This window comes from Flavobacterium sp. (assembly GCF_043722275.1).
GTDB lineage: Bacteria > Bacteroidota > Bacteroidia > Flavobacteriales > Flavobacteriaceae > Flavobacterium.
Genome location: NZ_JAYSPC010000046.1, coordinates 11,513 through 37,695 on the forward strand (window position 1 = coordinate 11,513; position 26,183 = coordinate 37,695).

The following is a 26,183-nucleotide window of genomic DNA, read 5'->3' on the forward strand; positions in this document are numbered from 1 at the left end:
TATATAAACGAATTGTATGCGTAAAATTTGTATTTTTTTACTGTTTTTGGTTTGCAGTAATGTTTTGCATGCGCAAGTAAATCCAACGGTTAAAGATACAACGAAAACTCAATTCTCTGTTGGGAAAGTAGAGTTAGATAATCCGCCTAGTATACTTTCTGCTTACAGATATGATCCTATCACAGATCGATATATCTACACTAAATCCGTTGATGGATTTTCAATCAATTACCCCATTATTTTAACTCCTCAAGAGTACGAAGATTTAGTTTTGAAAGAATCCAGAAGAGATTATTTCAGAAAAAAATCAGATGCAATCGATGGTAAAAAATTAGGAAGCGAAGCCGCTAAAAAAGATTTATTACCTCGATATTATATCAATTCAAGCCTTTTTGAAAGTATCTTTGGTAGTAATACAATCGATGTAAAGCCAACAGGATCAGTAGAAATGGACTTGGGCGTTCGATATACTAAACAAGATAATCCTTCTTTTTCTCCAAGAAACAGATCAAGTCTTACCTTTGATTTCGATCAGAGAATCAGCATGAGTTTAATGGGTAAAGTAGGAACCAGATTAGAGGTAAACGCAAATTATGATACCCAATCTACATTTGCATTCCAGAATTTATTTAAACTTGCATATACTCCTTCAGAAGATGATATTGTTCAAAAAGTAGAAGTTGGTAATGTGAGTATGCCATTAAATAGTACACTTATTCGTGGTGCCCAAAGTTTGTTTGGTGTTAAAACACAATTGCAATTTGGCAAGACAACCGTGACCGGAGTTTTCTCAGAACAGAAGTCACAAACAAAAAGTATAGTTGCAGAAGGTGGCGGAACAGTTCAAAACTTCGATTTATATGCTTTGGACTATGATAATGACAGACACTTTTTCTTGTCTCAATATTTCAGAAACAAATATGATGCTTCTTTAAAAAACTATCCATTTATTGATAGCCGTGTTCAAATTACAAGATTAGAAGTTTGGGTAACCAATAAGCAAAATCGTGTAAGTACAAGTAATAATAACTTACGTAATATTATTGCACTTCAGGATTTAGGTGAGGGACAAATTACAGGGGTTCCTGACAATCAGGTTGTTGTTATAAGTTCTACGGCAGGATTTTTTAATAACGGTATTGATACACCTACAGATAACAACAATAATAAATACGATCCGGCAACAATTGGGCAGGCAGGATCTTATTTAAACTCAAATATTAGAGAAATTGTAACAGCAAAATCTGGATTCAATAATGCAAACACCAGCGAAGGAACAGATTATTCTGTACTTGAAAACGCCAGAAAATTAACTACAAACGAATATACTTTTAATGCACAATTAGGATACTTTTCATTGCAGCAGCGTTTGGCAAATGATGAGGTTCTTGCCGTAGCGTTTGAATATACTGTGGGAGGTAAAGTGTATCAGGTAGGAGAATTTGGTAGTGATGGAGTTGATGCAACAGTAGTTACAGGAAACAACAATGCAAATCAGGCTATTATTACACAAAGTTTAGTATTAAAAATGCTAAAAAGCAATTTGACAAATGTTCAAAATCCGGTTTGGAACCTGATGATGAAAAACGTTTATCAAATTCCTCAGGCATATCAAATTAAGCAAGACGATTTTAGATTAAATATACTTTATACAGATCCTTCGCCAATAAATTATATTTCACCTGTTCAGGGAACTACTTTTCCTGCAAACCCAACGGCAGATAACAAAGTAGATCAAACGCCATTATTAAATGTATTTAACCTGGATAGATTAAATTATAATAATGATCCGCAAACCGGTGGAGATGGTTTCTTTGATTATATTCCCGGGGTTACGGTAGATGTTCAAAACGGACGAATTATTTTCACCACTAAAGAACCTTTTGGGGAACTTTTATTTAGAAAATTACAAAATACAGGATCAGGCGAAAACTATGATGATCCAAATTCATACAATGCGAATCAACAAAAATATGTGTTTAGAAACATGTATCGCAATACACAATCCGGAGCTTTGCAGGATAGTGATAAAAACAAATTTTTATTAAGAGGAAAATATAAATCATCCGGAAGTAACGGTATTCCTATTGGAGCCTTTAACGTTCCGCAAGGTTCTGTTGTAGTTATGGCAGCCGGACGAAAGTTAGTTGAAGGGATTGATTATAGTGTCGACTATCAATTAGGACGTGTTCAGATTCTGGACCCTTCACTTCAGGCATCAAATACACCAATTGAAGTTTCGTTAGAAAACAATTCAATTTTCGGACAACAAACCCGAAGATTTATGGGATTCAATGTTGAACATAAAATTTCAGATAATTTTGTTATTGGTGGAACCTTCTTAAAAATGACAGAGAAACCATTTACTCAAAAATCGAGTTATGGGCAGGAATCTGTAAACAATACTATTTTTGGATTTAATGGAAATTACTCTACCGAAGTTCCGTTTTTTACCAGATTAGTAAACAAATTACCAAACATTGATACAGATGTTCCTTCGAATCTTTCGATTCGTGGAGAAGTTGCATTTTTAAGACCTGACGCACCAAAAGCAAGTGATTTTGAAGGCGAAGCAACCATTTACGTTGATGATTTTGAAGGTTCTCAATCTACCATCGATATGCGATCAGCTTATTCTTGGAGTTTAGCCTCTACGCCATTTGTAAATTCTATAAATGACAATAGTTTTAATGCCAATTCAAGCACATTAGAATATGGTTTTAAACGTGCAAAATTAGCATGGTACACAATTGATCCAGTTTTTTACTCGTCAAAACCGTCTGGAATTTCAAATGATGATTTGTCATTAAATACAACAAGACGTATTTACAGCAAAGAACTTTATCCTAATACAGATATTGCTCAGGGACAAATTCAGGTAATTAATACGTTAGATTTAAGTTATTATCCATCTGACAGAGGACCTTATAATAACAATCCGAATTTTAGCACACTTCCCGCAAATACTAATTATGGTGGAATTATGCGTGCTTTAAATTCAACTAATTTTGAGCAGGGAAATGTCGAGTATATTCAGTTTTGGGTTATGGACCCTTATGTTGGAAATGCAGAGGCACCAACCACTAATACAGGAAAAATATATTTCAATTTAGGTGAAATTTCTGAAGACGTATTAAAAGACGGAAGAAAACAATATGAAAACGGATTAGGACCAGGACAGATCATGGTAAATCCGCAACCGCTTTGGGGAGATGTTCCTGCATCACAATCGTTAATTTATGCCTTTGATACAAATGCTGAAAATCGTAAAAATCAGGATGTAGGTTTAGATGGTTTGCCAAACTCAAGAGAAGGTTCCGTTTATACTAATTATGCAGGAGAAGCTGACCCTGCTGCCGATGATTATAAATATTATTTAAATACTGATGGAGGAGTTCTTGAACGTTATAAAAATTATAACGGAGTTGAAGGAAACTCTGCTGTAAGTGTTGATGATCCTAATCGTGGGGCAACAACTTTACCAGATGTAGAGGATATTAATCGTGACAATACAATGAACACCATTAATGCTTATTATGAATATAGTATTGATGTAAAACCGGGAATGCAGGTAGGACAAAATTTCATTACAGATATTCGCGAGGTAACTAATGTTGATTTACCAAATGGGTCAACGACAACAGCAAGATGGATTCAGTTTAAAATTCCGGTTTCTCAACCACAAAATACAATTGGTAATATTACAGACTTCAGGTCTATTCGATTCATGCGTATGTTCATGACTGGTTTTAGTAACCAGATGACAGTTCGTTTTGGAGCATTAGATTTAGTACGAGGAGAATGGAGAAGATATACAGGAACACTTGATGCAAATGATCAGACTCCGGATGATGACGGAACTGAGTTTGATGTTGCGGCAGTGAACATTCAGGAAAACGGCACAAAATGTCCGGTAAATTATGTAGTTCCTCCCGGAGTTCAAAGAGAGCAATTGTACAATAACAATACAATCATTAATCAAAATGAGCAAGCATTAGCATTGCGTGTTGGTGGAGCAGGTTTACAATATCAGGATTCCAGGGCAGTATTTAAAAACGTAAGTATTGATATGCGTCAGTATAAAAAACTTAAAATGTTTTTACACGCAGAATCTTTGCCTAATGAAAGCACATTGTTAGATGACGAAATGATAGGTTTTATTCGTTTTGGAAATGACTTTACCCAAAACTTTTATCAAGTTGAAATCCCATTAAAAGTAACCAGAACAGGCGGAACTTGTACCATAAGTTCAGAACAGGTTTGGCTTGAAGACAATAATATTGATCTGGCGCTTGAGTTATTGACAAAAATGAAAATTAAAGCCATGAGTATTGATATCAATTCTAACAAGCGGGACATCAACGGAATTTACTATCCTGATGATGATTTAGCCAATAGTGGAGGCGATGGTGATGGTAAATTGAGATTAGGGATAAAAGGAAATCCTAACTTTGGTTTAGTTCGAAATTTAATGGTCGGGGTAAAAAGCAGGGCAGATCATAAAGACATAAAAGGTGAAGTTTGGTTCAATGAGCTTCGTTTGGCAGACATGGAGAATAAAGGCGGTATGGCGGCAATATTGAATATTGATACCAATATGGCTGATTTTGCAACCATTTCTGCAACAGGTAAAAAGAGTACAATAGGTTTTGGATCTTTAGAGCAAGGTGCAAACGAAAGAGATCGTGAAGATATTCAGCAATATAACATTGTAACAAATCTTAATTTAGGTAAATTATTACCTCCAAAATGGGGAATCAATCTGCCATTTAATTACGCTATTGGAGAAGAAGTTATTACGCCGGAATATGATCCTTTTAATCAGGATATAAAACTTGACCAGTTAATTAAAGAAACCACAGATCAGGCAGAAAAGGATAATATTAGAAGTCGTGCTATTGATTATACAAAACGAAGAAGCATCAATTTTATTGGAGTAAGAAAAGACAGAGCGGCAGAACAGAAACCACACATTTACGATGTTGAAAATTTAACATTATCACAATCGTATAATGAAGTCGAACGTCATGATTATGAAGTAGCAGATTATGTAGATCAGCAATCAAATACTGCAGTAAATTATGCGTACACTTTTCAGCCAAAAGAAGTCGTTCCTTTTAAGAAAACTAAATTCATGAAAAAAAGTGAATATTGGAAATTGTTAAGTGATTTCAATTTTAATTACTTACCATCTAATATCTCTTTTAATACAAATATTATAAGACAAAGTAACCGTCAGCAATATCGTGAAGTAGAAGTTCAGGGAATTGGACTTGATCCTTTATACAGACGAAATTTTGCCTTTAATTATCAATATGGTTTTGGTTATAATTTGACTAAATCATTAAAATTAAATTACACTGCGGCATCAAATAATATTGTTAGAAACTTCCTGAACGATGATAATACACCAAAACAGGATTTTAATATTTGGGATGATTATTTAGATATTGGAACACCAAATCAACATGTACAGCAATTAGTGTTGAATTATGATATTCCGATAAATAAAATACCAGTTTTTAGTTTTGTAAAAGCGTCATATTCATATACGGCAGATTATAACTGGCAGCGTTCATCAACTGCATTTTCTGAATATATTGATCCGGATGGAAACCAATTTGATTTAGGAAATACAATTCAGAATGCAAATTCTAATACGTTAACAACGACTTTTACTATGAATACGCTGTACAAGTATTTAGGACTAACGCCGGGATCAAAGAAAAGTGCGGCGAAACCTAAACCAACAGCGGCACCAAAACCAGGAGAGAAAATTGTTAATACAGCAAAACCCACAACAAGCACTAGTCCGTTTTATGATGGCATGATAGGTATTTTAACCAGTGTAAAAAACATTCAGGTTAATTATACTAAAAACAGCGGAACAGTATTACCGGGATATACACCAAGTGTAGGTTTCTTAGGATCGTCAAGACCAAGTTTAGGATTTATTTTTGGAAGCCAGGATGATGTTCGTTATGAAGCAGCAAAAAGAGGTTGGTTAACAGATTATCAGGACTTCAACCAGAATTTTACTCAGGTGACAAATAAGATTTTAAAAATTACAGCAAATATTGATTTATTGCCTGATTTAAAAGTTGATCTTTCGATGGATCGCTCTTATTCTGAAAATTCTTCAGAACAATATAGTGTTATAGATGGACAATATACACCTTTATCACCGTACACATACGGAATGTTCTCAATTTCAACAGTATTGATTAAAACAGCTTTTGCGACAAGCAGTGAAACTGAATCGGCAGCATTTGATGATTTTAGAAATAATCGTTTAGTAATTGCAGATCGTCTGGCAACTGATCGTTATGGTGCAGGAGCAGCAATTCCGAGATATGGAGATGCAAACAATCCAATTCCGGCAGAAACAGATCCTAATTATAAAATATATCTTGCCAATCAGGGATATCCAATAGGATTTACAAAAAGTAATCAGGCGGTTTTATTGCCTGCATTTTTAGCTGCATATTCAGGAAGTGATGCTTCAGGAAGTTCAACAGATATTTTTAGAAGTTTCCCTATTCCTAACTGGAGTATAAAATACAACGGATTGATGCGTTATAAGTATTTCAAGGATAAATTCAAGCGTTTTTCATTACAGCATAATTACAGGGCATCATACACTATAAATCAGTTTAGATCTAATTTTGATTATTTAGAAACGCCAAACGGACAAGATGTTAATACCAATTTCTATAACAAAACAATCATGTCAAATGTCAATTTGGTAGAGCAGTTTAGTCCGCTTATTCGAGTAGATTTTGAGTTGAAAAGTTCATTAAGAATCCTTACCGAAATCAAAAAAGACAGAGCGTTATCAATGAGTTTTGATAATAATTTATTGACCGAAGTAAAAGGAATGGAATATATCGTAGGTATGGGATATCGTTTTAAAGATGTTATTTTCTCCTCAAGATTAGCAGATAGTCCAACAGGAATTATTAAAAGTGATATCAATATTAAAGCCGATTTTTCTCTTAGAAAAAATGAAACTTTAGTACGTTATTTAGATTACGACAACAATCAATTAGCGGCGGGACAAAATATATGGTCATTAAAACTAACTGCGGATTATTCGTTTAGTAAAAACCTAACGGCAATATTCTATTATGATCACTCGTTCTCAAAAGCGGTAATTTCGACCTCTTTTCCTTTAACGAACATCAGATCAGGATTTACGCTTCGATATAATTTCGGAAATTAATTTTATTGGATTCTAAACAAGATTTCATTAGAAGATTATTACATTTGTGGCTTAATTATTAAATTATCAATTTTCAAACATAGTATTATGAGCATACCAGCAAATTTAAAGTACACAAAAGATCACGAATGGGTTAGCATCGAAGGAGATGTTGCAACTGTAGGAATTACTCATTTTGCACAAAAAGAGTTAGGGGATATCGTGTATGTTGAAGTAGAAACTTTAGATCAGACACTTGATAAAGATGAGGTTTTTGGAACAGTTGAAGCTGTGAAAACAGTATCTGATTTGTTTTTGCCTTTAACAGGAGAAATAATTGCTTTTAATGAAAGTTTGGAAAGCGCACCGGAAACAGTTAATTCTGATCCTTACGGAGCTGGATGGATGATTAAAATAAAAATTTCAGATGCATCAGAAATTGATTCATTGTTATCTGACGAAGCTTACAAACAACTTATCGGTGCCTAAACAATTCCTGCTGCTTTGGGCAATAATATGCTCGGGTATTATTACTTATTTTTGTTTGACGGATTCAAGTAATATTCCCGCTATAAATTTCCCAAGTATAGATAAAATTGTACATTTTTGTTTTCATTTCGGATTTACAATTTCATGGATTTTGTTCTTCAAAAAAGAACTAAAGGGGAAAGCGCCTGATGATTATAAAGCCTATTTGATTTCGTTTATATTTTCTGTTTTTTTTGGAATTACAATCGAAATTTTACAAAGCGTTTTTACAACCACAAGAGCTGCTGATGTGACGGATGTTTTAGCAAATGCACTTGGAGCAACTATTGGAGTTTTTACGGCAATAGTTTTTAAAAAGCAAATCGATAAAATATAAAAATATAAAGACCCACTTCGGTGGGTTTTTTTATTGCCAAAAAATCAAGCTTTAAAAAGTCTATTTTTTTCTGAATATAAAATGTATTTTTGTCGCAATTCTATACAATCATGAATGTTAAGCAATATTTAGATTCCACTTACTTGAAAACTGCCTCGCAAGCCAAACTTTCGGAAGCAGAAAATAAAGATGTGGTAAAAAGCGTTATTGAAGAAGCCATTCTTGAAAGCTTCAAGCTAATTATGATTCGGCCGGAACATGTTGCTTTGGCTAAAGAAATGATTGTAAAAGCAAATTCAACTTTACTTGTTGGTACTGTCATCGATTTTCCCGAAGGTAAAGCAAGTTTAGAAACCAAGATTAAAGAAGCTAATAAAGCGATTGACGATGGAGCAGACGATCTTGATTTTGTTTGTAATTATGAGGCTTTTAAAAGTGGAGATCTTGCTTTAGTAAAACAGGAAATTTTGATAGGAACACAAATTGGTCTTGCAAACAATAAAACGGTAAAATGGATTATTGAAGTTGCGGCTTTAAGTGATAAAGAAATTATTCAGCTTTCGGCTTTGATCAAAAATGTTGTGATATCAAATTTTAAGGAAGACGAATATGCTTCTGTTTTTGTAAAATCATCAACTGGTTTTTATGAAACCAGAAACGATTTGCCAAACGGAGCAACAATTCCTACTATTATAATGATGTTAGAAAATGCATCGCCTTTGTCAGTAAAAGCTGCCGGAGGAGTAAGATCATATGAAGATGCTGTAGAAATGATCCGTTTAGGAGTTAAGCGCATCGGAACTTCGGCTGCAAAAGCAATTGCAAACGGAGAAAATACCACAAATCAATATTAAATGAAAACCAAAATTTACATGAATAAGATTTTTCTATCTTTTATTCTGACACTTTCTGTCGTATTTGCTTTTTCGCAAGAAAATAATAATTCATCGATTAGACCTGCTTTTACATCAGAGCAATTTCCTGTTTTTCCAAATTGTGAAAATTTGCAATCTAAAAAACTCGAAGATTGTTTTTATAAAGAAGTGCAGGATTTTGTGTTTGGTAATTTTGAGATTCCGCAAAAGTTAAAGCAATCAAATTATAAAGGCGAAGTAAAAGTACTTTTTGAAGTCGATGCAAACGGAGCGTTTAAAGTCATTTATGTAAATGCTGTAAACGATGAATTATCTGAAGAAGCAAAACGTGTTTTTGGAAAATTTCCTAAAATAAAACCATCAACTTATAATGGTAAACCAACATATTCAAAATATACTATTTCAATAGATATTCCGTTAAAAAGCGCTGACCAAATTGCAGCAGAAGCTTTGGCTGCAGCCGAAATTTTAAAACCGGAACAAAAGCCAATGACAGAATTAGACAGTATTGTTTATAAAAAATACAACAATCCTGAATTTGAAAGTCATTTAAATATTCCATTTTCACATAGTTATTATGCCCAATTTGATGGAGCAATGAATCAGGTAGGAAGTAATAATCATACGGCTTCAAAACCATATACATATGCCGAAGTTTCAAAATATTATAATTTAAATGCAGTAAATCAATCGCTCAAAAAAGATGTTTCGACCTGGTTGGGAAGAAAATTCTGGAACGAAAATCTGGTTCAGATTCAGGGAGAAGATTATTGGCTGGCATTAAATCCTATTCTTGATTTACAAATGGGTAAAGCCTCAGATCTTGACGCGTCATATACTTATGTAAATACGCGTGCTTTGAATTTTAGAGGAGGTTTAGGAAAACAAATTAATTTTACAACTACCGTTTTTGAAAGTCAGGGAAGATTTGCAAGTTATTATAATGATTATGCCGAAACATTAAAACCTTCAGGTGGAAATCCGGCAATTATTCCGGGAATGGGAATTGCAAAAAGATTTAAAACAGATGCTTACGATTTTCCTTTGGCGGAAGCTAATATTACCTATGCACCAAGCAAGATTTTTGATTTTCAGTTAGGTTACGGAAGAAATTTTATTGGTGACGGATATCGTTCTTTACTTGAAAGTGACGGCGCAAGTCCTTATCCTTATTTTAAAATTAATACCACTTTCTGGAAAATAAAATACACCAACACTTATATGTGGCTTAAGGATGTTCGTCCGGATGTAACTTTAGATAAAACCTATGCTACAAAATTCATGGCGAACCATTATTTAAGTTGGAATGTTTCGAACAAATTAAATTTAGGATTTTTTGAATCAGTAGTTTGGACAGATACTAATAATAGAGGTTTTGATGTTAATTTTGTGAATCCAATTATTTTTTACCGTTCTGTAGAGTTTTCGTCATCCTCCAGAAGTGGAAATGCACTTTTAGGAATGTCTTCTAAATACAAATGGAACAACAATGTTAACTTATATGCTCAGTTTTTGCTCGATGAATTTTCAATAAGTGATATGGGAGCCGGCGAGAATAGCTGGAAAAATAAATTTGGATATCAGCTTGGAGCAAAATATTTTAATGCTTTTAAAATTAAAGATTTATTGTTGCAGGTAGAATATAATCATGTGCGTCCATATGTGTATTCTCATAGTGCTATTATTACCAATTATGGGCATAATAATCAAAGCATGGGACATCAATGGGGTGGAAATTTTGAAGAACTTGTTGCAATTGGACGTTATCATAAAGGACGTTATTATGCTGATGCCAAATTTACAATTGGTAAACGAGGTTTGGACTTTGATACTGCTGAAGACAGTTATAACTACGGAGGAAATATTTATAAAAGTTACGATGTAGATCGCCCGTATGATACAGATGTAAAAGTAGGACAGGGAAATAAAACCAATATTTTTATCGCAGATATTCAGGGAGGTTATTTGATAAACCCAATGACGAATTTGAAATTTTTTGGAAGTTTTCTTTATAGAAATTTTGATCCAACACAGGAAACAGCAACTACTTTTAAACAAAGTACAACCTGGTTCACTATCGGATTGCGTTCAGATATTTTTAATTGGTATTTTGATTACTAGGGTTTTTAATAAGATTTTTCGAAATAATAGTGTTAAAGATTTGCAAGACCTTATTTTGTAAAGGTTTTAATGAAAAAAATCTAATTTTATAGGTCAGTATTCTACAATCTAATTTGTACATTTGCACCACTAAAAAAAACATACAAATAATTACCGTATTGAACGCTACTAAAAATACATTTTCAATAAAATCAATATTTAATGATTTCAAAGAGATTACAAAAGCCGGTTTAGCGATCAGTGTATTGTTTTCTTCCATTGCAGGTTATTTATTGGGTGTTAATGATGAGCATCCTTTTAAATGGAGTGTTTTAGCGGTTTTAATGGTTGGTGGATATTGTATGGTTGGGGCTTCAAATGCTTTTAATCAGGTAATTGAAAAAGATATCGATTTATTGATGGATCGAACTAAAAATCGTCCGGTTCCTTCAGGGCGAATGTCTCCAAAAATGGCTTTGTTTGTGGCAATTTTGCTGACAATTATTGGCATTACATTGTTGTATACAATCAATGCAAAATCAGCAATGTTCGCTGCGATCTCAATATTTTTATACACAAGCATATATACACCTTTAAAAACTGTAACTTCGTTATCGGTTTTTGTTGGTGCTTTTCCAGGCGCAATTCCGTTTATGTTAGGTTGGGTTGCAGCAACAGGAGAATTTGGTATCGAAGCAGGAACACTTTTTTTAATTCAGTTTTTCTGGCAGTTTCCTCATTTTTGGGCCATTGGATGGTTTTTATATGAAGATTACGCAAAAGCTGGAATATTTATGCTTCCAACAGGAAAAAAAGACAGAAAGACGGCTTTGCAGATTATTTTATATACAGTTTGGCTTATTATAGCATCGTTGCTGCCATGTTTAGGATTTACGGGGCAATTGTTTATTACGCCCATTGCAGCAATTATAGTGTTTTTATTAGGCTTATGGATGTTGTTTTATGCGGTACGTTTGTATCAGTTAAGAACGGCAAAAGCAGCTCGAACATTAATGCTGGTAAGCGTTTCGTATATTTCGTTACTGCAAATAGTATTTATAGTAGATAAATTTTTAAGATAGTTATGGAAATTACATTAACAAAAACAGACTCAGCAGGTGAGGAGCAAGTAAGAAAATCAAAATCGGCAAAACTGATTTTGTTGTTCGCAATGGTAAGTATGACCATGATGTTTGCCGGACTTACAAGTGCGTTTGTAGTAAGTAAATCAAGAGCAGATTGGTTGAAGAATTTCGAATTGCCAACTGCGTTTTATTACAGTACAATAGTAATTATTGGTTGCAGTGTGACTTTTTATCTGGCGAAAAAAGCCATTCAAAAAGACAATAGAAGCGCAACTACGGCATTACTTTTAGGAACATTAGCTTTAGGGATTTTATTTGTAGTTTTACAATTTGCAGGTTTTGGGCAAATCGTAGAAAGCGGTTATTATTTTACAGGAGAAGGTAGTTCAATTACTACAACTTTTTTGTATGTTGTTACCGTTACACACTTATTACACCTGGCTGGAGGTTTGATTTCACTTTTAATTATAATTTATAATCATTTTAAACAAAAATACAATTCGACTCAAACTCTTGGTATAGAACTAGGTGCGATGTATTGGCATTTTTTAGATTTATTATGGGTATATTTATTTTTATTTTTATATTTCTTTAAATAAGAAAAAAACGTAAATTTGGGAACTTTTTAACGAATATCTTTTATGGAAGCGACAGTTACAACTGCAAATAACGAAGAAAAAACTTGGGGAGGTGGCAATCAGCCATTAGGAGCAAGTTATGGTAAAATGATGATGTGGTTTTTTATCGTATCAGATGCCTTGACATTCTCTGGATTCCTGGCGGCTTATGGTTTTTCTAGATTTAAATTTATTGAAACCTGGCCTTTGGCTGATGAAGTGTTTACTCACTTTCCATTTATGCATGGTAATCCGCAACCAATGCTATATGTGGCCTTAATGACTTTTATTTTAATTTTCTCATCTGTAACAATGGTTTTGGCTGTTGATGCAGGTCACCATTTGAAAAAAACAAAAGTTGCAATTTACATGTTCTTAACAATTATTGGAGGTTTTATTTTTGTTGGTTCTCAAGCATGGGAATGGAAAAACTTCATAAAAGGTGAATATGGAGCAGTTGAAACAGTAGGAGGAAGCTTATTGCAGTTTGTTGATAAAGATGGTAAAAGAGTAGCTCTTGAAGAGTTTGCTGTAAAATTACCGGAACAAAGACAAGAACTTACAAGAGCTGACGGTAAATGGTTTATGGAAAGTGCTGAAACAGTACCAACATATTCTGTAGCCGAAATTCAGGCTGGTTTTAAAGCGCATCCTGAATTATTAGTAAGAACAGAAACACTTACTGCCGAAAAGAAAAAAACAGTATTGACAAGAGCGGAATCTGAAAATCGTTTAAGTCAGGCAAAATATGTAGTAGAAGGAGCAAACCTTACCAGAAATGAGTACGGAAGTAAATTATTTGCTGATTTCTTTTTCTTTATTACAGGATTTCACGGATTTCACGTATTTTCTGGAGTTATTATCAATATCATTATTTTCTTTAATGTATTATTGGGAACTTACGAAAAAAGAAGAAGCTACGAAATGGTAGAGAAAGTTGGTTTATACTGGCACTTTGTCGATTTAGTTTGGGTATTTGTATTTACAGTTTTCTACTTAGTTTAATTTTAAGATTTATCATTATGTCACACGATCACGAATACGTATCAAATACAAAGAGAATCTGGTTTGTTTTTGGATTATTATCACTTGTAACTACTGTTGAAGTTTTTTTAGGTATCTATAAACCGGGATTTTTAGAATTTAATCATTTTTTAGGTTTGAATTTGTTAAACTGGATATTTTATATCCTGACAATATTCAAAGCTTATTATATAGTATGGGCATTTATGCACATGGAAGGTGAAAAAAGCAGCCTTAGATGGTCAGTTGTTTCACCGGTTATTTTCCTGGTTTTATATTTATTGTTTATTCTGTTGACAGAAGGACATTATATTTATGGGGTTTTTAAAGATTCTACTATTAAATGGAATTTTTAACATGATATTAATTCGAAAAGAGGCTCCGTTTAACGGAGCTTTTTTTATTTTTGTACCTCAATAACTTCAGTTAATACAATGAAAAAAAATATAGTTCTCTTTGTACTTTTTGTTTTGCCAATTGTAGCCTATTTGTTTTTTGCTTCAGGTGTAAATAGTTTTACTAAACTTCCCACAATCACTCCTAAAATTGCCGACCTTGGTAATTGGAAATCTCTTAAAGAAGAAAAAGTATCCTTAAATAATAAAATAACAATTCTTGGATTTTCAGGAACTGAGATTTTAAAAAACAGAGGAAATTTTTTTAATCTGAACGAAAAAATTTATCAGCGTTACAATGGATTCAAAGATTTACAATTTGTAGTGATTTGCCCGTTAGGAACTGAAAAAGATGCTCAGAAAATCGAAGAATCTTTAGGTGCTTTTACAGATGTTTCAGGATGGCATTTTGTATTTGCTTCTCCTGAAGAAATTAAAGTGTTTTATGATCAATTGCATTTAAAAGGAAAATTAGATCAGAATCTTGGAACTCCAAATGTTTATATCGTAGATAAAGAACGAAATTTAAGAGGAAGAAAAGATAAAGACGAATACAAGGAAGGTTATAATACTTTTCATCCTTCAGATTTGAGTAACGAAATGCTTGATGATTTTAAAATTATTTTATACGAATATCGTGCAGCTCTAAAAAAGAACCACAACGCAACAAAAGAACTTTAATCTTTATATCATGTTTAAAAATAAATCATATATCGGAATTTCGTTTATTATTTTAATCTTCGGAATTTATGCTGTGCCTAAAATTGTAGACAGAGTCAAAAATGGCGAAGTTGTAAAAGGAAACCGTTTAGATAATGTAGGTTTAAAAACTTCAAAGTCTGATGGAAAGCTAATGACAATAGGTCCGGCTCCTAAATTTGAATTAACAAATCAGGATAATACTAAAGTTTCAAATGAAACGTATAAAGGAAAAGTGTACGTTTTAGAATTTTTCTTTACAACATGTCCGTCCATTTGTCCTAAAATGAATTTGAGTATGTTAGAGATTGAGAAAACTTTTTTTGGTAATCCAAATTTCGGAATCGTTTCTATTACGATAGATCCAAAACATGATACACCACAAGTTTTAAAAGATCATGCTAAATTATTAGGGGTAAAATCGTCTAACTGGAATTTTCTAACAGGCGATAAAGCGACAATTATGGATTTGTCAAACAAAGGTTTCAATCTTTATGCAGGAGAAAATGAAAAAGTAAGCGGTGGTTTTGAACATTCCGGTTTGTTTGCTTTAATTGATAAAGATGGAAATATTCGCTGTAGAAAAGATGATTTCGGAAATCCAAACATCTATTACGACGGATTAGATAAAAAAGGAGTTAGAGATATTCAGGAAGATATTAAAATATTATTAGCAGAATAAAAATGGAAGATCAGTCATTAGAAAAAAAATATAGCAAACTTATTATAGCAGTTTCAGTTATCATTCCGGTTGTAGTAGCTATCTTATTCGGTGTAAAATTAAAAGATTTAGGATTCAATGTAGAACCGCTTTCATTTTTACCTCCTATTTATGCTACAACAAATGGAATTACAGCGGTTGTTTTAGTTTTAGCGGTAATTGCTATTAAAAACGGAAAACAAAAACTTCATGAGCGTTTAATGACTTTTGCCATTGCATTGTCACTTGCGTTTTTAGTAATGTATGTAGCGTATCATATGACTGCCGATTCTACTAAATTTGGTGGTGAAGGTATAATAAGATATGTGTATTTCTTTATTTTAGTAACGCATATATTATTGTCTATTATAATTATTCCGTTAGTATTAATTAGTTACGTCAGAGCGCTTTCACAAAGTTTTGACAGACATAGAAAGATTGCTAAAATAACATTTCCGCTTTGGTTGTACGTTGCGGTTACAGGTGTAATAGTTTATTTAATGATTTCTCCTTATTATGCTTAAATTAGAAAATAGAATAAAGAATAAAGAAAATAGAATGGAAAGTAAAGAGTATAGAATGAAGAATATAGATAACAATGCAGGTAAAACTTTTTCAGGAAAGTTTATCTATATTTTTGTCTCTATTTTCTTTTCTCTTGCAGCAAACGCACAATGCGCTATGTGTCGAGCTGCACTTGCAGGAGATTCGAATGTAAAAAAAGCTGAAGCCGTAAATAACGGAATCGTTTATTTAATGGTAGTTCCGTATTTACTTGTAGCTATAATTGGCGTTCTGATTTACAGAATGTATCAATCTAAAAAGAAAAAAGCAGAATAATTTTATTCTGCTTTTTTTTGTTCTTATTTCAAACCATCAACCGAAACATTGACAGTTCCGTTTATTTTTATAAAAGCAATAATAGCCTGATTGGTCAACTGAATTTTATCAAACTGAATATCTTCCATTTTGCCATTTACAAAAACTCCGGGCATTGGCGAATAATTTTTCAGATAAGTTGCCATGCTTTTTTTGCCTTCTTCTAAATTAGGCTGAATAGAATAGCGACAGCTTTCTTCCATTTTTCTTAATATATAACCTTGACCCAGCCAGCTTGCCGTGCGCATTACTTTGCTTTTTGTATCTAAAACATAATCAAGTTTCTCAAAATAAATTTCTTTTGTTTTAGCATTATATTGTGGGAATCCATCAAGATAAAGAGTTCCGTTTATAGATCCTAAAACATCAAGCGCAATCACCATTTTGCCATCTTTATGCCAGATGGAAACATTTTTCACTGTTATTTTTTTGCTTCCTGATCCAAATTCCTGTCCCGCAAAATTCCTGGTTATAATTTTTGAAGCATCAATATAAGTTGAAATTGCCGCAATATTCGCCGATATTTGGTTTGGGATTTTTGCAACAGGTTTCAGTACAATTTTACTCGCCTTGAATTGAGATTCCGGTTGTTTGCCCACAATCGTTTCCATATTGCATTTCATTCCCATGTCTAATAAAAACAAATCGTTTTTTAGTTTTGCATTCGTTGAATAAACTTCGACAGGAACAATTCTTAGCCAGCTTTCATAGGTATCACTCATTTGAAATGGCGTACAGATTTTTTCTAATGCCGATAAAACATTCGGTTTAAAATCCATAGATTTTTCAATTGCTTCGTCTATTTTCTTTTCTATTTTCGATTTAAAAATAGAAATCGCCGGATTAACTAAATACGTGATTGGCATACTTTTGCCAAATACAATCATTGTTGGGCTTTCGTTCCAGTTTAAAGATTTGAATTCGGTTTTGGTATTTAATTTCCAATTCGTCAGAGTAACTTCACTTGATAAAGTAATTACGCCATTTAAGTTAAATTCTCTCGTGTCATAAAGTTCAACTCCCAATTTTTTAGTGCCAATTCTATATTTAATAGTCGCTTTAAGCGGTAAAATTGTTTTTATTTTTTTATCAGGATTTGCAGGATCGTTCTGAATTTTTATTGGTGCCTGTTTCCAGATTTTCATTTCAATATCATCATCATCAATATTGTTGTCTTCATAAATTAAATCCTTCAGCAAAGAATTGGTTTGATTTTCAATATCGCTAAGTTTTACCGATATAGGCAAGTTGATAAAGGACGGATTTGCATCATAAACTAAGGGACTTGCATCGTCTGGTTCTGGTTTTAAAGTTTCTAATTTTTGAGATGTAGAACAGCTTGTTGCTACCGTAAGTACTGTAAATAAAGAGATAATTGAAAAAAACTTCATCGTTATGATTTTTTTAAGTGATGCAAAATTAAGAAAACAATTATATTATCGTGAAAAAGTGTAACAATTGATAATGAATTGAGTCTTATTGTAATAAGAAAACGCAACTATTAACGTTTTCTTATCATATTTTACTTAATAAAAATGTTATTATTGTTTTAAAATTTAACAATATCATGATCGAAATCAAAGATTTACACAAGTCCTATAAAATGGGAAGTTCTCAATTGCATGTGTTAAAAGGAATTAATTTTAATATTGAAGAAGGCGAGTTAGTGGCGATTATGGGATCATCAGGATCTGGAAAATCGACGCTTTTAAATATTTTAGGAATTCTTGATGAAGCTGATTCTGGTAGTTATATTTTAGACAAAACACCTATTAAAAATCTTAACGAAACGATAGCGTCAAGATATCGAAATAAATTTTTAGGATTTGTATTTCAGTCTTTCAATTTGATAAATTATAAAACTGCGCTGGATAATGTTGCAATGCCTTTGTATTATCAAGGTATTAAGCGAAAAGAACGTTATGATATTGCCATGAAATATTTAGAAAAAGTAGGTTTAGGTTCTCACTCACATCATTTACCAAACGAACTTTCGGGAGGTCAAAAGCAACGTGTTGCAATTGCCCGCGCATTAGCATCAAACCCCAAAGTATTATTGGCAGATGAACCTACGGGAGCATTGGATACAAAAACTTCTTATGAAGTTATGGAACTTATTCAGGGAATTAACGATGAAGGAAAAACAATTTTAATTGTAACTCACGAACCTGATATTGCTGCAATGTGCAAAAGAAATGTGGTCCTTAAAGATGGATTAATTATCGATGATAAAAAAGTAGAACAAGTTAGAGCGTCATCTTATGTTTAATATTGAACGTTGGCAGGAAATATTTGAAGCAATTTCTAAAAATAGACTTAGAACATTTCTTACTGGAATTTCAGTAGCTTCCGGTATATTTATTTTAGTGATTTTACTTGGTGCCGGTAAAGGGCTTCAAAACGGAATTGAAAAACAATTCGAGCGTGATGCAGCAGGAATTATTGAGGTTTGGTCAGGAACGACTACAAAAGAATATAAAGGATTAAATCCAGGAAGACAAATTCAGTACAGAGACGCTGATTATAAGCAGTCTGTACAGAAATTCGATGATAAATTAGATTTGAGAGCATCGACTTATAATTATTGGGGAGCTCCATTTTCATACGGAAAAGAATCAGGAAGTTATCAATATAGAGGAGTTACTCCTGATTATGGCAAAGTTGAAAATTTAACAATAGTTCAGGGGCGATATATAAATAGTAATGATTTAGCTAACAATGAGAAAGTTGCTACTATTGGAATGAAAGTTAAGACCGATTTATTTAAAGATAAAGATGCGCTGGGCAAAGAAATAATAATCAACGGAATCAATTTTAAAGTAGTAGGTGTTTTTACAGATCCCGGAGGAGAAAGAGAAGAAACCAGAGCATATTTGCCTTTGACTACAGTACAAAGAGCTTTTGGTAATGGGGATAAGATTAGTAATTTGTTTTTTACGATGAAAAAAACAAATAATTATGACGAAGCTCTGGCACAATCTGAAAAATTTACTCAAGATTTAAAAGAATTGCTAAAAAGCAGAAACATGGTTGCTCCTGATGATGATGGAGGTGTTGGTGCTTTTAACTCGGTTAAAGAAGCAAAAAAGTATTATGATTTAAATCTTTATATCAGATTGTTTTTTTGGTGGGTTGGTATTTGTACTATTATTGCAGGAGTTGTAGGAGTAAGCAATATCATGCTTATTATAGTAAAGGAAAGAACTAAGGAAATAGGGATCAGAAAAGCTTTGGGCGCATCGCCAATTTCTATTATTTCTATGATACTTCATGAATCTATTTTTATAACCACTATCGCTGGTTTTGTAGGTCTGCTCGCAAGTTTATTATTGCTGGAATTTGTTGGACCAATGATCCAAAGCGAGTATTTCCAGAATCCTTCAGTAGATTTTAGTGTAGCATTAACCACACTGGCATTGCTTGTCTTTGCAGGTGCATTGGCAGGATTTTTTCCAGCATACAGAGCCGCCAAAATAAAACCTATTGTAGCACTTAGAGACGAATAATTATGTTTAAAAAAGATAATTGGGACGAGATTTTACAGGCTTTAACAGCCAACGTTTTTAGAACGGTTCTAACTGCATTTGGAGTGTTTTGGGGGATTTTTATCTTGGTAATATTGCTTGCCGTTGGAAAAGGTCTTGAAAATGGAGTGAAAAAAGGTTTTGACGGAATAGCCACTAATACTATGTTTATGTGGAGCCAGACAACATCAAAAGCATATAAAGGTTTGCCTAAAACCCGCCGTTATGATTTTAGAAATAGTGATGTGACAGCTTTAAAAGCATCTTTTCCGGATTTGTTATATGTTTCCCCAAGAAATCAATTGGGAGATTCTAATAACGGAACCAATAATGTGGTGCATGGTATAAAAACATCTGCTTTTTCTGTTTACGGAGATTATCCTGAGTTGATTAAACAGCAGCCAATGGATATCATAAAAGGACGTTTTGTAAATCAACAAGATATTCAGGAAAGACGAAAAGTAGCAGTGATTGGAAAAGGAGTTATCAGCGAACTTTATGGAAAAGAGGAAGAAGCCGTAGGGAGTTATATAAAAGTGAATGGGATAAATTTTATGGTTGTAGGAATTTATAAATCTAAACAAACCGGTGGAAATGCAGAACAAGAGCAAAAAAACATATTTATACCCTTTACTACTTTTCAGCAAGCTTTTAATTATGGCGATAAAGTAGGATGGATGGCGCTTACGGCAAGAGATGAAGTTTCTATTACAGAGTTAAAACCTCTAATTTTAAATCAGATAAAAGAGCTTCATTTCATTAGCCCGAAGGATGATCGTGCTGTTGGAAATTATGATATGTACGAGCAATTTGGTAAAGTACAAAGTTTGTTTGATATCTTAAATATCATTGCTTATTTTGTAGGATCATTAGTTTTAATTTCTGGTGTAATCGGAATCTCCAATATTATGCTGATTGTAGTTAAAGAACGTACTAAAGAAATCGGAATCCGTAGAGCTTTGGGAGCTACGCCAGGCGCAATTCGAGGTCAAATTTTATCTGAATCTATATTTTTGACTATTATCTCGGGGATGTTTGGAGTTGCTGTAGCAACTGGAGTTATTGCGCTCTTAAATATGTTTTTAGATTCTATGCCACCGGAAAACAATACTATGTTTGCTAACCCAAGCGTAGATTTAAGAGTTGTATTTGTTGCTTTATTAATATTAGTAGGATCAGGTTTGCTGGCAGGATTTATTCCGGCGCAGACCGCAATTAATGTAAAGCCTGTAGATGCTTTACGAACAGAATAAAATTATCAATCAAAAATAATCGATTAAACCAAAACAAAATGAAAAAAGGAGTAACCGTAACCATTTTAATCTTTATTGCTATAGTTTTCTTTGGCGCGCTATATTATTTGTATGCTAAAAATCAAGCATCTCCAATTGTTTTTAAAACTGAAAAAGCAGAGATTAAAACAATCGTAAAAACTACCATTGCAACCGGTAATATTCAACCGGATGAAGAGGTTCTAATCAAACCAAATATTTCAGGAATTATTGAAGAAGTGTATATCAAAGCCGGAGAAAAAATCAAAGCCGGAGATATGATTGCAAAAATTAGAGTTGTAGCTAACGTGTCAAATGTCAGTAACACTCAAAATCAAGTGCAAACGGCTAAAATTGCTCTAGATAATCAGGAAAAGATTTATAAAAGGCAAAAAACCTTATTTGATAAAGATGTAATTTCTGCAAATGATTTTGATGCGGCACAATTAGCTTATACGCAGGCAAAACAAAATTATCAGGCTGCAAGACAAAGTTTAGATATTGTAAAAACAGGAACAACAACATCATTAGGAAGTTATGCCAATACCTTAATTCGTGCAACAGTAACCGGAATGGTTTTAGCGGTTCCTGTAAAAGTAGGAAATCAGGTTATTGAAAGTAATAACTTTAATGAAGGAACTACAATTGCAAGTGTTGCCGATGTGGGTAGAATGATTTTTATTGGAAAAATTGACGAATCGGAAGTCGGTAAAATCAAAGAAAAAATGCCTATCGAAATTACAGTTGGAGCAATTGAAAATAAAAAATTCGACGCAGTGTTGACTGATATCGCACCAAAAGGAGTTGTTGAAAATGGCGCAATTCAGTTTGAAATTAAAGCAAGATTAGAAAACAGGGATGCCACTTTTATCAGAGCTGGATTAAGTGCAAATGCTTCAATTATTTTAGAGAAAGCAGAAAAAACACTGGCAATCAAAGAATCGTTAGTTCAATTTGACAAAAAAACTCAAAAACCTTACGTTGAAGTTGAAACAACTCTGCAAAAATTTGAAAGAAGAGATTTAGTACTTGGAGTTAGTGACGGAATCTATGTTCAGGTAAAAAGCGGAATTAAAGCTACAGATAAAATTAAAATCTGGAATCAGGGCTTAATTAGTGAAGAAGAGAAAAAATAATTTGAAAGTAGAAAAGAGTTTTTGGTTTTAAAAATGTTAAATTTGCGTAGTCCTTTTGCTATGCTTTCATTCAAAATATATGAAAATAAATAAATATAATAGTCTTGTTTTTGCCATTTTATTTGGGTTTGGTCTATCGGCTCAGGCACAATCACAAACACAATCAAAACAATGGACATTAGAAGAGTGTGTTCGTTATGCATTAGACAATAACATCACAATAAAACTATCAGAGTTAGATGTTAAAAATGCTGCAATTGATAAAAAAGGTGCGTTAGGTAACTTCTTGCCTTCTGTTAATGCAAATGCTTCACACTCCTGGAACGTTGGTTTAAACCAAAATATTACAACAGGTTTACTGGAAAATCAAACAACGCAATATTCATCTGTAGGTGCTTCTGTTGGAGTTGATATTTATAAAGGTTTACAAAACCAGAATACACTTCGCAGAACTAAACTTTCGATTGTCGCATCACAATATCAATTATTAAAAATGCAGGAAGATATTTCATTAAATGTTGCCAATGCATTTTTGGAAATTCTTTTTAATAAAGAAAATTTAAAGGTAAAAAAAGAGCAATTGTCTATTGATCAAAAGCGTTTGGCACGTTCTGAAGAAATGGTAAATGCCGGAACAATTCCGCGTGGTGATTTGTATGATTTAAAAGCAACAGCTGCAACAGATCAACAAGCTATTATTGTTGCTGAAAATACTTTGCTGATCTCAAAATTGAGTCTGGCGCAACTTTTACAATTAAAGGAATTTGCAGATTTTGATGTAATTGATGATACAAATGCTAAGGATGAAAATAATATCCTGGCACAGACTCCATTTGATATTTATAATAAGGCTAAAGAAATTAGAACAGAATTAAAGCTGGCTCAAACTAATCTTGAAATAGCAGAAAAGAATGTTGTTATTGCAAGAGGAGCTTATCAGCCAACTTTAAGTGCTTTTTATAATTTTAATACCAGAGCAAGTTATTCAGATATTGTAACAGGAACTACTTTAAATACTGTAAATCCAGCATCTCAGATAGGTTATGTTCAGGGAACAAATCAGCCGGTTTTGCGTGATAATTATTCATCTGTTTTAGGAAGCGCAGCGCCAATTTTTGATCAGTTTAATGATAACAAAGGTCAATCTTTTGGATTTCAGCTTTCTGTACCTATTTTTAATGGTTTTTCAGTTCGGAATAATGTAGAAAGAAGTAAAGTAACTTTAGAGAAATCTAAAATAGATTTAGAACAAAAAAGTTTAGATTTGCAACGTAACGTTTATACAGCTTTTACAGATGCTAAAGGAGCTTTAAATGCGTATGAATCCTCTACAGTGACATTAGAGGCAAGACAGCAGGCTTACAATTATGCTAAAGAAAAGTACGATGTAGGATTGATGAATTCATTTGATTTTACACAGGCACAAACATTGTTAACCAATGCACAGTCAGACGTTATCAGAACAAAATATGATTACATTTTTAAAATAAAAATACTTGAATTCTACTTTGGAATTCCGATTATTCCAATTATCACAAAATAATTTATTATGTCAAAAAAAACAATTTATTTCTTATTAGGCGGTGCAGTAATTCTTATTGTAGCTTTAATAGCTCTTTCAAAAGCGGGAGTAATAGGAAATAAGGATGAAGGAAAAGAAGTAGAAGTTTCAAAAGTAATTGCTTCAACAATAATAGAAACAGTTTCTGCAACAGGTAAAATTCAGCCGGAAATTGAGGTAAAACTTTCATCAATGGTTTCAGGTGAAATTATCGCTTTAAATGTTAAAGAAGGTCAGGTTGTAAAAAAAGGAGATTTATTGGTAAAAATAAATCCTGATTTATATACTTCAGGATTGGACAGATCTGTTGCAAATTTATCCGGAACAAAGGCAAGTTTGACACAATCTGAAGCAAATTTTAAAGAAGCAAAAGCAAGTTATGAGCGTAATAAAACGCTATATGACAAAGGAGTAATATCAAAGTCAGATTGGGATAAGTCGATTGCAACTTTTGAAGTGGCAAAAGCGACTAAACAAAGCTCTTATTATAATGTTCAAAGCGCATCTGCATCTGTAACAGAAGCAAAAGATAATTTAGGACGTACATTAATTTACGCTCCGGCTGGCGGAACAATTTCGGTTTTAAATGTTGAATTGGGCGAACGAGTTTTAGGAACGCAGCAAATGGCCGGAACAGAACTTTTAAGAGTTGCGAACCTGAACAATATGGAAGTTGAAGTTGATGTAAACGAAAATGATATTGTTAAAGTAAAAATTGGAGACGAAGCAAATGTTGAAGTTGATGCTTATTTAAAAAAGAAGTTTAAAGGTACTGTAACCAGTATTTCGAATTCGGCAAGTACAACATTAACATCAGATCAGGTAACTAATTTTAAAGTTAAAGTGCGTATTTTAAAAGAATCATATCAGGACTTATTACAAGGTCAGCCAAGTACTTATTCTCCTTTTAGACCAGGAATGACAGCAACAGTTGATATTATGACAAGAACTAAAAATAATGTTTTGGCAGTGCCAATTAGTTCTGTTGTTGTAAAGGCTGATACAACTGCTGTAAAAGATATTAAAGTTGAAGAACCAACTGATGATAAAAAAGCGACACCAAAAAGTGATAAAAAATTTGAATGTGTTTTTGTAAAAGTAGGTGATAAAGCTAAAATCAGAATCATTAAAACAGGTATTCAGGACGATACAAATATTGAAGTAATGTCAGGATTAAAACCTGGAGATGTGGTGATTACAGGACCTTATACAACAGTATCCAAAGAACTGAATTCCGGCGATAAAGTAAAACTGAAAAAAGCAGATTTACCTAAAAAATAATCTTTATTTAGAATTTATGGTATGTGATGACAGTCTGCAAGATGATAGTTTTTATGCAATCATTAGTGTAGGATTGATTGTAATAATAGCATTCCTTTATTTTGTTCACTATAAAGTATATAAATCACAATATTACAGAGTGAAATATGTTCATTTTTCTACAGGAAAGAAATGTTTAATTTACATCACTTTTTTGATCATAAATTTATGTATTGCTCCTGTATTGATTTTTATATTTGTTCTTCTTTTTGCTCAAATTTTCAATAAAATTTTTTAATAATTTAAATTTAATACTTTGCCATTTATTCTTAATATCGAAACGGCTACAAAAAACTGTTCAGTCTCTATTGCTAAAAATGGAGAAACAATTGTATGTAAAGAAATTGCTGAAGAAGGATATTCACATGCTGAAAAACTGCATGTTTTTATTGAAGAAGCAATTGCCGAAGCAGGAATTTCAGTTCAGGATTTAGCGGCAATTGCGGTAAGTCAGGGACCAGGATCTTACACCGGTTTACGAATAGGAGTTTCGGCAGCAAAAGGATTGTGTTTTGCCTTAAATATTCCTTTAATTGCAATTGATACTTTACAGACTTTAGCATCGCAGGCAAATGTTTCTGACGGAAAAATTATTCCTATGATTGACGCCAGAAGAATGGAAGTTTACAGCGAAGTTTTTAATGCTCGTTTAGAAATTGAAAGAGGTATTGAAGCAGAAGTTATTACCGAAGAATCTTTTTCAGGATATACAGATACTATATATTTTGTTGGTGATTGTACTGAGAAATGCAAACCGGTTTTAACTAAAACAAACTTTGTATTTTTAGAAGAAATCAAATATCCTTCAGCAGCGGCAATGAGCAAAATCAGTTATGATAAATATCAAAAAAGCGACACTGTAGATGTCGCTTATTTTGAACCATATTATTTAAAAGATTTCATGATGGGACCTCCATCAAAAAAGCAATAAA

Annotated in this window: 21 protein-coding genes; 20 read left to right on the top strand and 1 reads right to left on the bottom strand. The window is 32.9% G+C overall.

Annotated features, from left to right (window positions below):
* Window positions 1-16 precede the first annotated feature (16 nt).
* The 13 genes from sprA to ACHZDT_RS06435 all read left to right on the top strand — a co-directional run bounded on the left by sprA (window position 17) and on the right by ACHZDT_RS06435 (window position 16,400).
* Window positions 17-7,222, top strand: a complete 7,206-nt coding sequence (gene sprA / locus ACHZDT_RS06375; RefSeq protein WP_394773796.1) for a cell surface protein SprA — start codon at window positions 17-19, stop codon at window positions 7,220-7,222.
* Window positions 7,223-7,309: 87 nt separating this feature from the next.
* Window positions 7,310-7,690: a glycine cleavage system protein GcvH gene (gcvH, locus tag ACHZDT_RS06380; RefSeq protein WP_041517696.1), complete on the top strand. Its 381-nt coding sequence runs from the start codon at window positions 7,310-7,312 to the stop codon at window positions 7,688-7,690.
* Window positions 7,691-7,745: 55 nt separating this feature from the next.
* Window positions 7,746-8,066 carry a VanZ family protein gene (locus ACHZDT_RS06385; protein WP_394773797.1) on the top strand — a complete coding sequence of 107 codons (321 nt, stop codon included), beginning with the start codon at window positions 7,746-7,748 and terminating at the stop codon, window positions 8,064-8,066.
* 110 nt (window positions 8,067-8,176) lie between these two features.
* A complete protein-coding gene (gene deoC / locus ACHZDT_RS06390; protein WP_394773798.1) occupies window positions 8,177-8,920 on the top strand; it encodes a deoxyribose-phosphate aldolase in 744 nt (247 codons plus the stop codon).
* An 18-nt stretch (window positions 8,921-8,938) separates the two neighbouring features.
* Complete coding sequence (locus ACHZDT_RS06395) at window positions 8,939-11,062, top strand: energy transducer TonB (RefSeq protein WP_394773831.1); 2,124 nt, start codon at window positions 8,939-8,941, stop codon at window positions 11,060-11,062.
* A gap of 158 nt (window positions 11,063-11,220) precedes the next feature.
* On the top strand, window positions 11,221-12,123 hold the full coding sequence (cyoE, locus tag ACHZDT_RS06400) for a heme o synthase (RefSeq protein WP_394773799.1): 903 nt from the start codon (window positions 11,221-11,223) through the stop codon (window positions 12,121-12,123).
* A 2-nt stretch (window positions 12,124-12,125) separates the two neighbouring features.
* On the top strand, window positions 12,126-12,725 hold the full coding sequence (locus ACHZDT_RS06405) for a heme-copper oxidase subunit III (RefSeq protein WP_394773800.1): 600 nt from the start codon (window positions 12,126-12,128) through the stop codon (window positions 12,723-12,725).
* 42 nt (window positions 12,726-12,767) lie between these two features.
* Entirely contained in the window at window positions 12,768-13,748 is a 981-nt protein-coding gene (locus ACHZDT_RS06410) for a cytochrome c oxidase subunit 3 (protein WP_394773801.1), read from the top strand.
* A 17-nt stretch (window positions 13,749-13,765) separates the two neighbouring features.
* On the top strand, window positions 13,766-14,122 hold the full coding sequence (locus ACHZDT_RS06415; RefSeq protein WP_394773802.1) for a cytochrome C oxidase subunit IV family protein: 357 nt from the start codon (window positions 13,766-13,768) through the stop codon (window positions 14,120-14,122).
* A gap of 78 nt (window positions 14,123-14,200) precedes the next feature.
* Window positions 14,201-14,842, top strand: a complete 642-nt coding sequence (locus ACHZDT_RS06420; protein WP_394773803.1) for a hypothetical protein — start codon at window positions 14,201-14,203, stop codon at window positions 14,840-14,842.
* Between the two features lie 10 nt (window positions 14,843-14,852).
* A complete protein-coding gene (locus ACHZDT_RS06425) occupies window positions 14,853-15,542 on the top strand; it encodes an SCO family protein (protein WP_394773804.1) in 690 nt (229 codons plus the stop codon).
* A 2-nt stretch (window positions 15,543-15,544) separates the two neighbouring features.
* Window positions 15,545-16,084 (top strand): DUF420 domain-containing protein, encoded by a 540-nt coding sequence (locus ACHZDT_RS06430; RefSeq protein WP_394773805.1) that lies wholly within the window; start codon window positions 15,545-15,547, stop codon window positions 16,082-16,084.
* 34 nt (window positions 16,085-16,118) lie between these two features.
* Window positions 16,119-16,400, top strand: a complete 282-nt coding sequence (locus ACHZDT_RS06435) for a hypothetical protein (protein ID WP_394773806.1) — start codon at window positions 16,119-16,121, stop codon at window positions 16,398-16,400.
* Between the two features lie 23 nt (window positions 16,401-16,423).
* Here the strand turns inward: ACHZDT_RS06435 and ACHZDT_RS06440 are convergent, their stop codons facing one another.
* A complete protein-coding gene (locus tag ACHZDT_RS06440; RefSeq protein ID WP_394773807.1) occupies window positions 16,424-17,830 on the bottom strand; it encodes a DUF4403 family protein in 1,407 nt (468 codons plus the stop codon).
* 176 nt (window positions 17,831-18,006) lie between these two features.
* Here ACHZDT_RS06440 and ACHZDT_RS06445 point away from each other — a divergent pair, with 176 nt between their 5' ends.
* The 7 genes from ACHZDT_RS06445 (at window position 18,007) to tsaB (ending at window position 26,182) form a co-directional block, all read left to right on the top strand.
* Entirely contained in the window at window positions 18,007-18,708 is a 702-nt protein-coding gene (locus tag ACHZDT_RS06445) for an ABC transporter ATP-binding protein (RefSeq protein WP_394773808.1), read from the top strand.
* A complete protein-coding gene (locus ACHZDT_RS06450) occupies window positions 18,701-19,945 on the top strand; it encodes an ABC transporter permease (RefSeq protein ID WP_394773809.1) in 1,245 nt (414 codons plus the stop codon). The genes ACHZDT_RS06445 and ACHZDT_RS06450 overlap by 8 nt, the downstream gene beginning before the upstream one ends.
* Before the next feature lie 2 nt (window positions 19,946-19,947).
* Window positions 19,948-21,216, top strand: a complete 1,269-nt coding sequence (locus ACHZDT_RS06455; RefSeq protein WP_394773810.1) for an ABC transporter permease — start codon at window positions 19,948-19,950, stop codon at window positions 21,214-21,216.
* Between the two features lie 38 nt (window positions 21,217-21,254).
* On the top strand, window positions 21,255-22,370 hold the full coding sequence (locus ACHZDT_RS06460) for an efflux RND transporter periplasmic adaptor subunit (protein ID WP_394773811.1): 1,116 nt from the start codon (window positions 21,255-21,257) through the stop codon (window positions 22,368-22,370).
* Window positions 22,371-22,449: 79 nt separating this feature from the next.
* Window positions 22,450-23,913: a TolC family protein gene (locus ACHZDT_RS06465; RefSeq protein WP_394773812.1), complete on the top strand. Its 1,464-nt coding sequence runs from the start codon at window positions 22,450-22,452 to the stop codon at window positions 23,911-23,913.
* 6 nt (window positions 23,914-23,919) lie between these two features.
* The gene (locus tag ACHZDT_RS06470; protein ID WP_394773813.1) at window positions 23,920-25,212 is read left to right on the top strand and encodes an efflux RND transporter periplasmic adaptor subunit; all 1,293 of its coding nucleotides are present in this window, start codon (window positions 23,920-23,922) and stop codon (window positions 25,210-25,212) included.
* A gap of 295 nt (window positions 25,213-25,507) precedes the next feature.
* Window positions 25,508-26,182: a tRNA (adenosine(37)-N6)-threonylcarbamoyltransferase complex dimerization subunit type 1 TsaB gene (gene tsaB, locus ACHZDT_RS06475; protein ID WP_394773814.1), complete on the top strand. Its 675-nt coding sequence runs from the start codon at window positions 25,508-25,510 to the stop codon at window positions 26,180-26,182.
* Window position 26,183: the final 1 nt, after the last annotated feature.

Bases quoted from the DNA above. Each gene is read 5' to 3' on its own strand.
- sprA (WP_394773796.1), top strand. From the start codon at position 17: ATGCGTAAAATTTGTATTTTTTTACTGTTTTTGGTTTGCAGTAATGTT.
- ACHZDT_RS06425 (WP_394773804.1), top strand. From the start codon at position 14,853: ATGTTTAAAAATAAATCATATATCGGAATTTCGTTTATTATTTTAATC.
- ACHZDT_RS06440 (WP_394773807.1), bottom strand. From the start codon at position 17,830: ATGAAGTTTTTTTCAATTATCTCTTTATTTACAGTACTTACGGTAGCA.
- ACHZDT_RS06455 (WP_394773810.1), top strand. From the start codon at position 19,948: ATGTTTAAAAAAGATAATTGGGACGAGATTTTACAGGCTTTAACAGCC.
- ACHZDT_RS06445 (WP_394773808.1), top strand. From the start codon at position 18,007: ATGATCGAAATCAAAGATTTACACAAGTCCTATAAAATGGGAAGTTCT.
- ACHZDT_RS06415 (WP_394773802.1), top strand. From the start codon at position 13,766: ATGTCACACGATCACGAATACGTATCAAATACAAAGAGAATCTGGTTT.
- ACHZDT_RS06450 (WP_394773809.1), top strand. From the start codon at position 18,701: ATGTTTAATATTGAACGTTGGCAGGAAATATTTGAAGCAATTTCTAAA.
- ACHZDT_RS06465 (WP_394773812.1), top strand. From the start codon at position 22,450: ATGAAAATAAATAAATATAATAGTCTTGTTTTTGCCATTTTATTTGGG.
- deoC (WP_394773798.1), top strand. From the start codon at position 8,177: ATGAATGTTAAGCAATATTTAGATTCCACTTACTTGAAAACTGCCTCG.
- ACHZDT_RS06435 (WP_394773806.1), top strand. From the start codon at position 16,119: ATGGAAAGTAAAGAGTATAGAATGAAGAATATAGATAACAATGCAGGT.
- ACHZDT_RS06470 (WP_394773813.1), top strand. From the start codon at position 23,920: ATGTCAAAAAAAACAATTTATTTCTTATTAGGCGGTGCAGTAATTCTT.
- ACHZDT_RS06395 (WP_394773831.1), top strand. From the start codon at position 8,939: ATGAATAAGATTTTTCTATCTTTTATTCTGACACTTTCTGTCGTATTT.
- gcvH (WP_041517696.1), top strand. From the start codon at position 7,310: ATGAGCATACCAGCAAATTTAAAGTACACAAAAGATCACGAATGGGTT.
- ACHZDT_RS06410 (WP_394773801.1), top strand. From the start codon at position 12,768: ATGGAAGCGACAGTTACAACTGCAAATAACGAAGAAAAAACTTGGGGA.
- ACHZDT_RS06420 (WP_394773803.1), top strand. From the start codon at position 14,201: ATGAAAAAAAATATAGTTCTCTTTGTACTTTTTGTTTTGCCAATTGTA.
- ACHZDT_RS06430 (WP_394773805.1), top strand. From the start codon at position 15,545: ATGGAAGATCAGTCATTAGAAAAAAAATATAGCAAACTTATTATAGCA.
- ACHZDT_RS06405 (WP_394773800.1), top strand. From the start codon at position 12,126: ATGGAAATTACATTAACAAAAACAGACTCAGCAGGTGAGGAGCAAGTA.
- ACHZDT_RS06460 (WP_394773811.1), top strand. From the start codon at position 21,255: ATGAAAAAAGGAGTAACCGTAACCATTTTAATCTTTATTGCTATAGTT.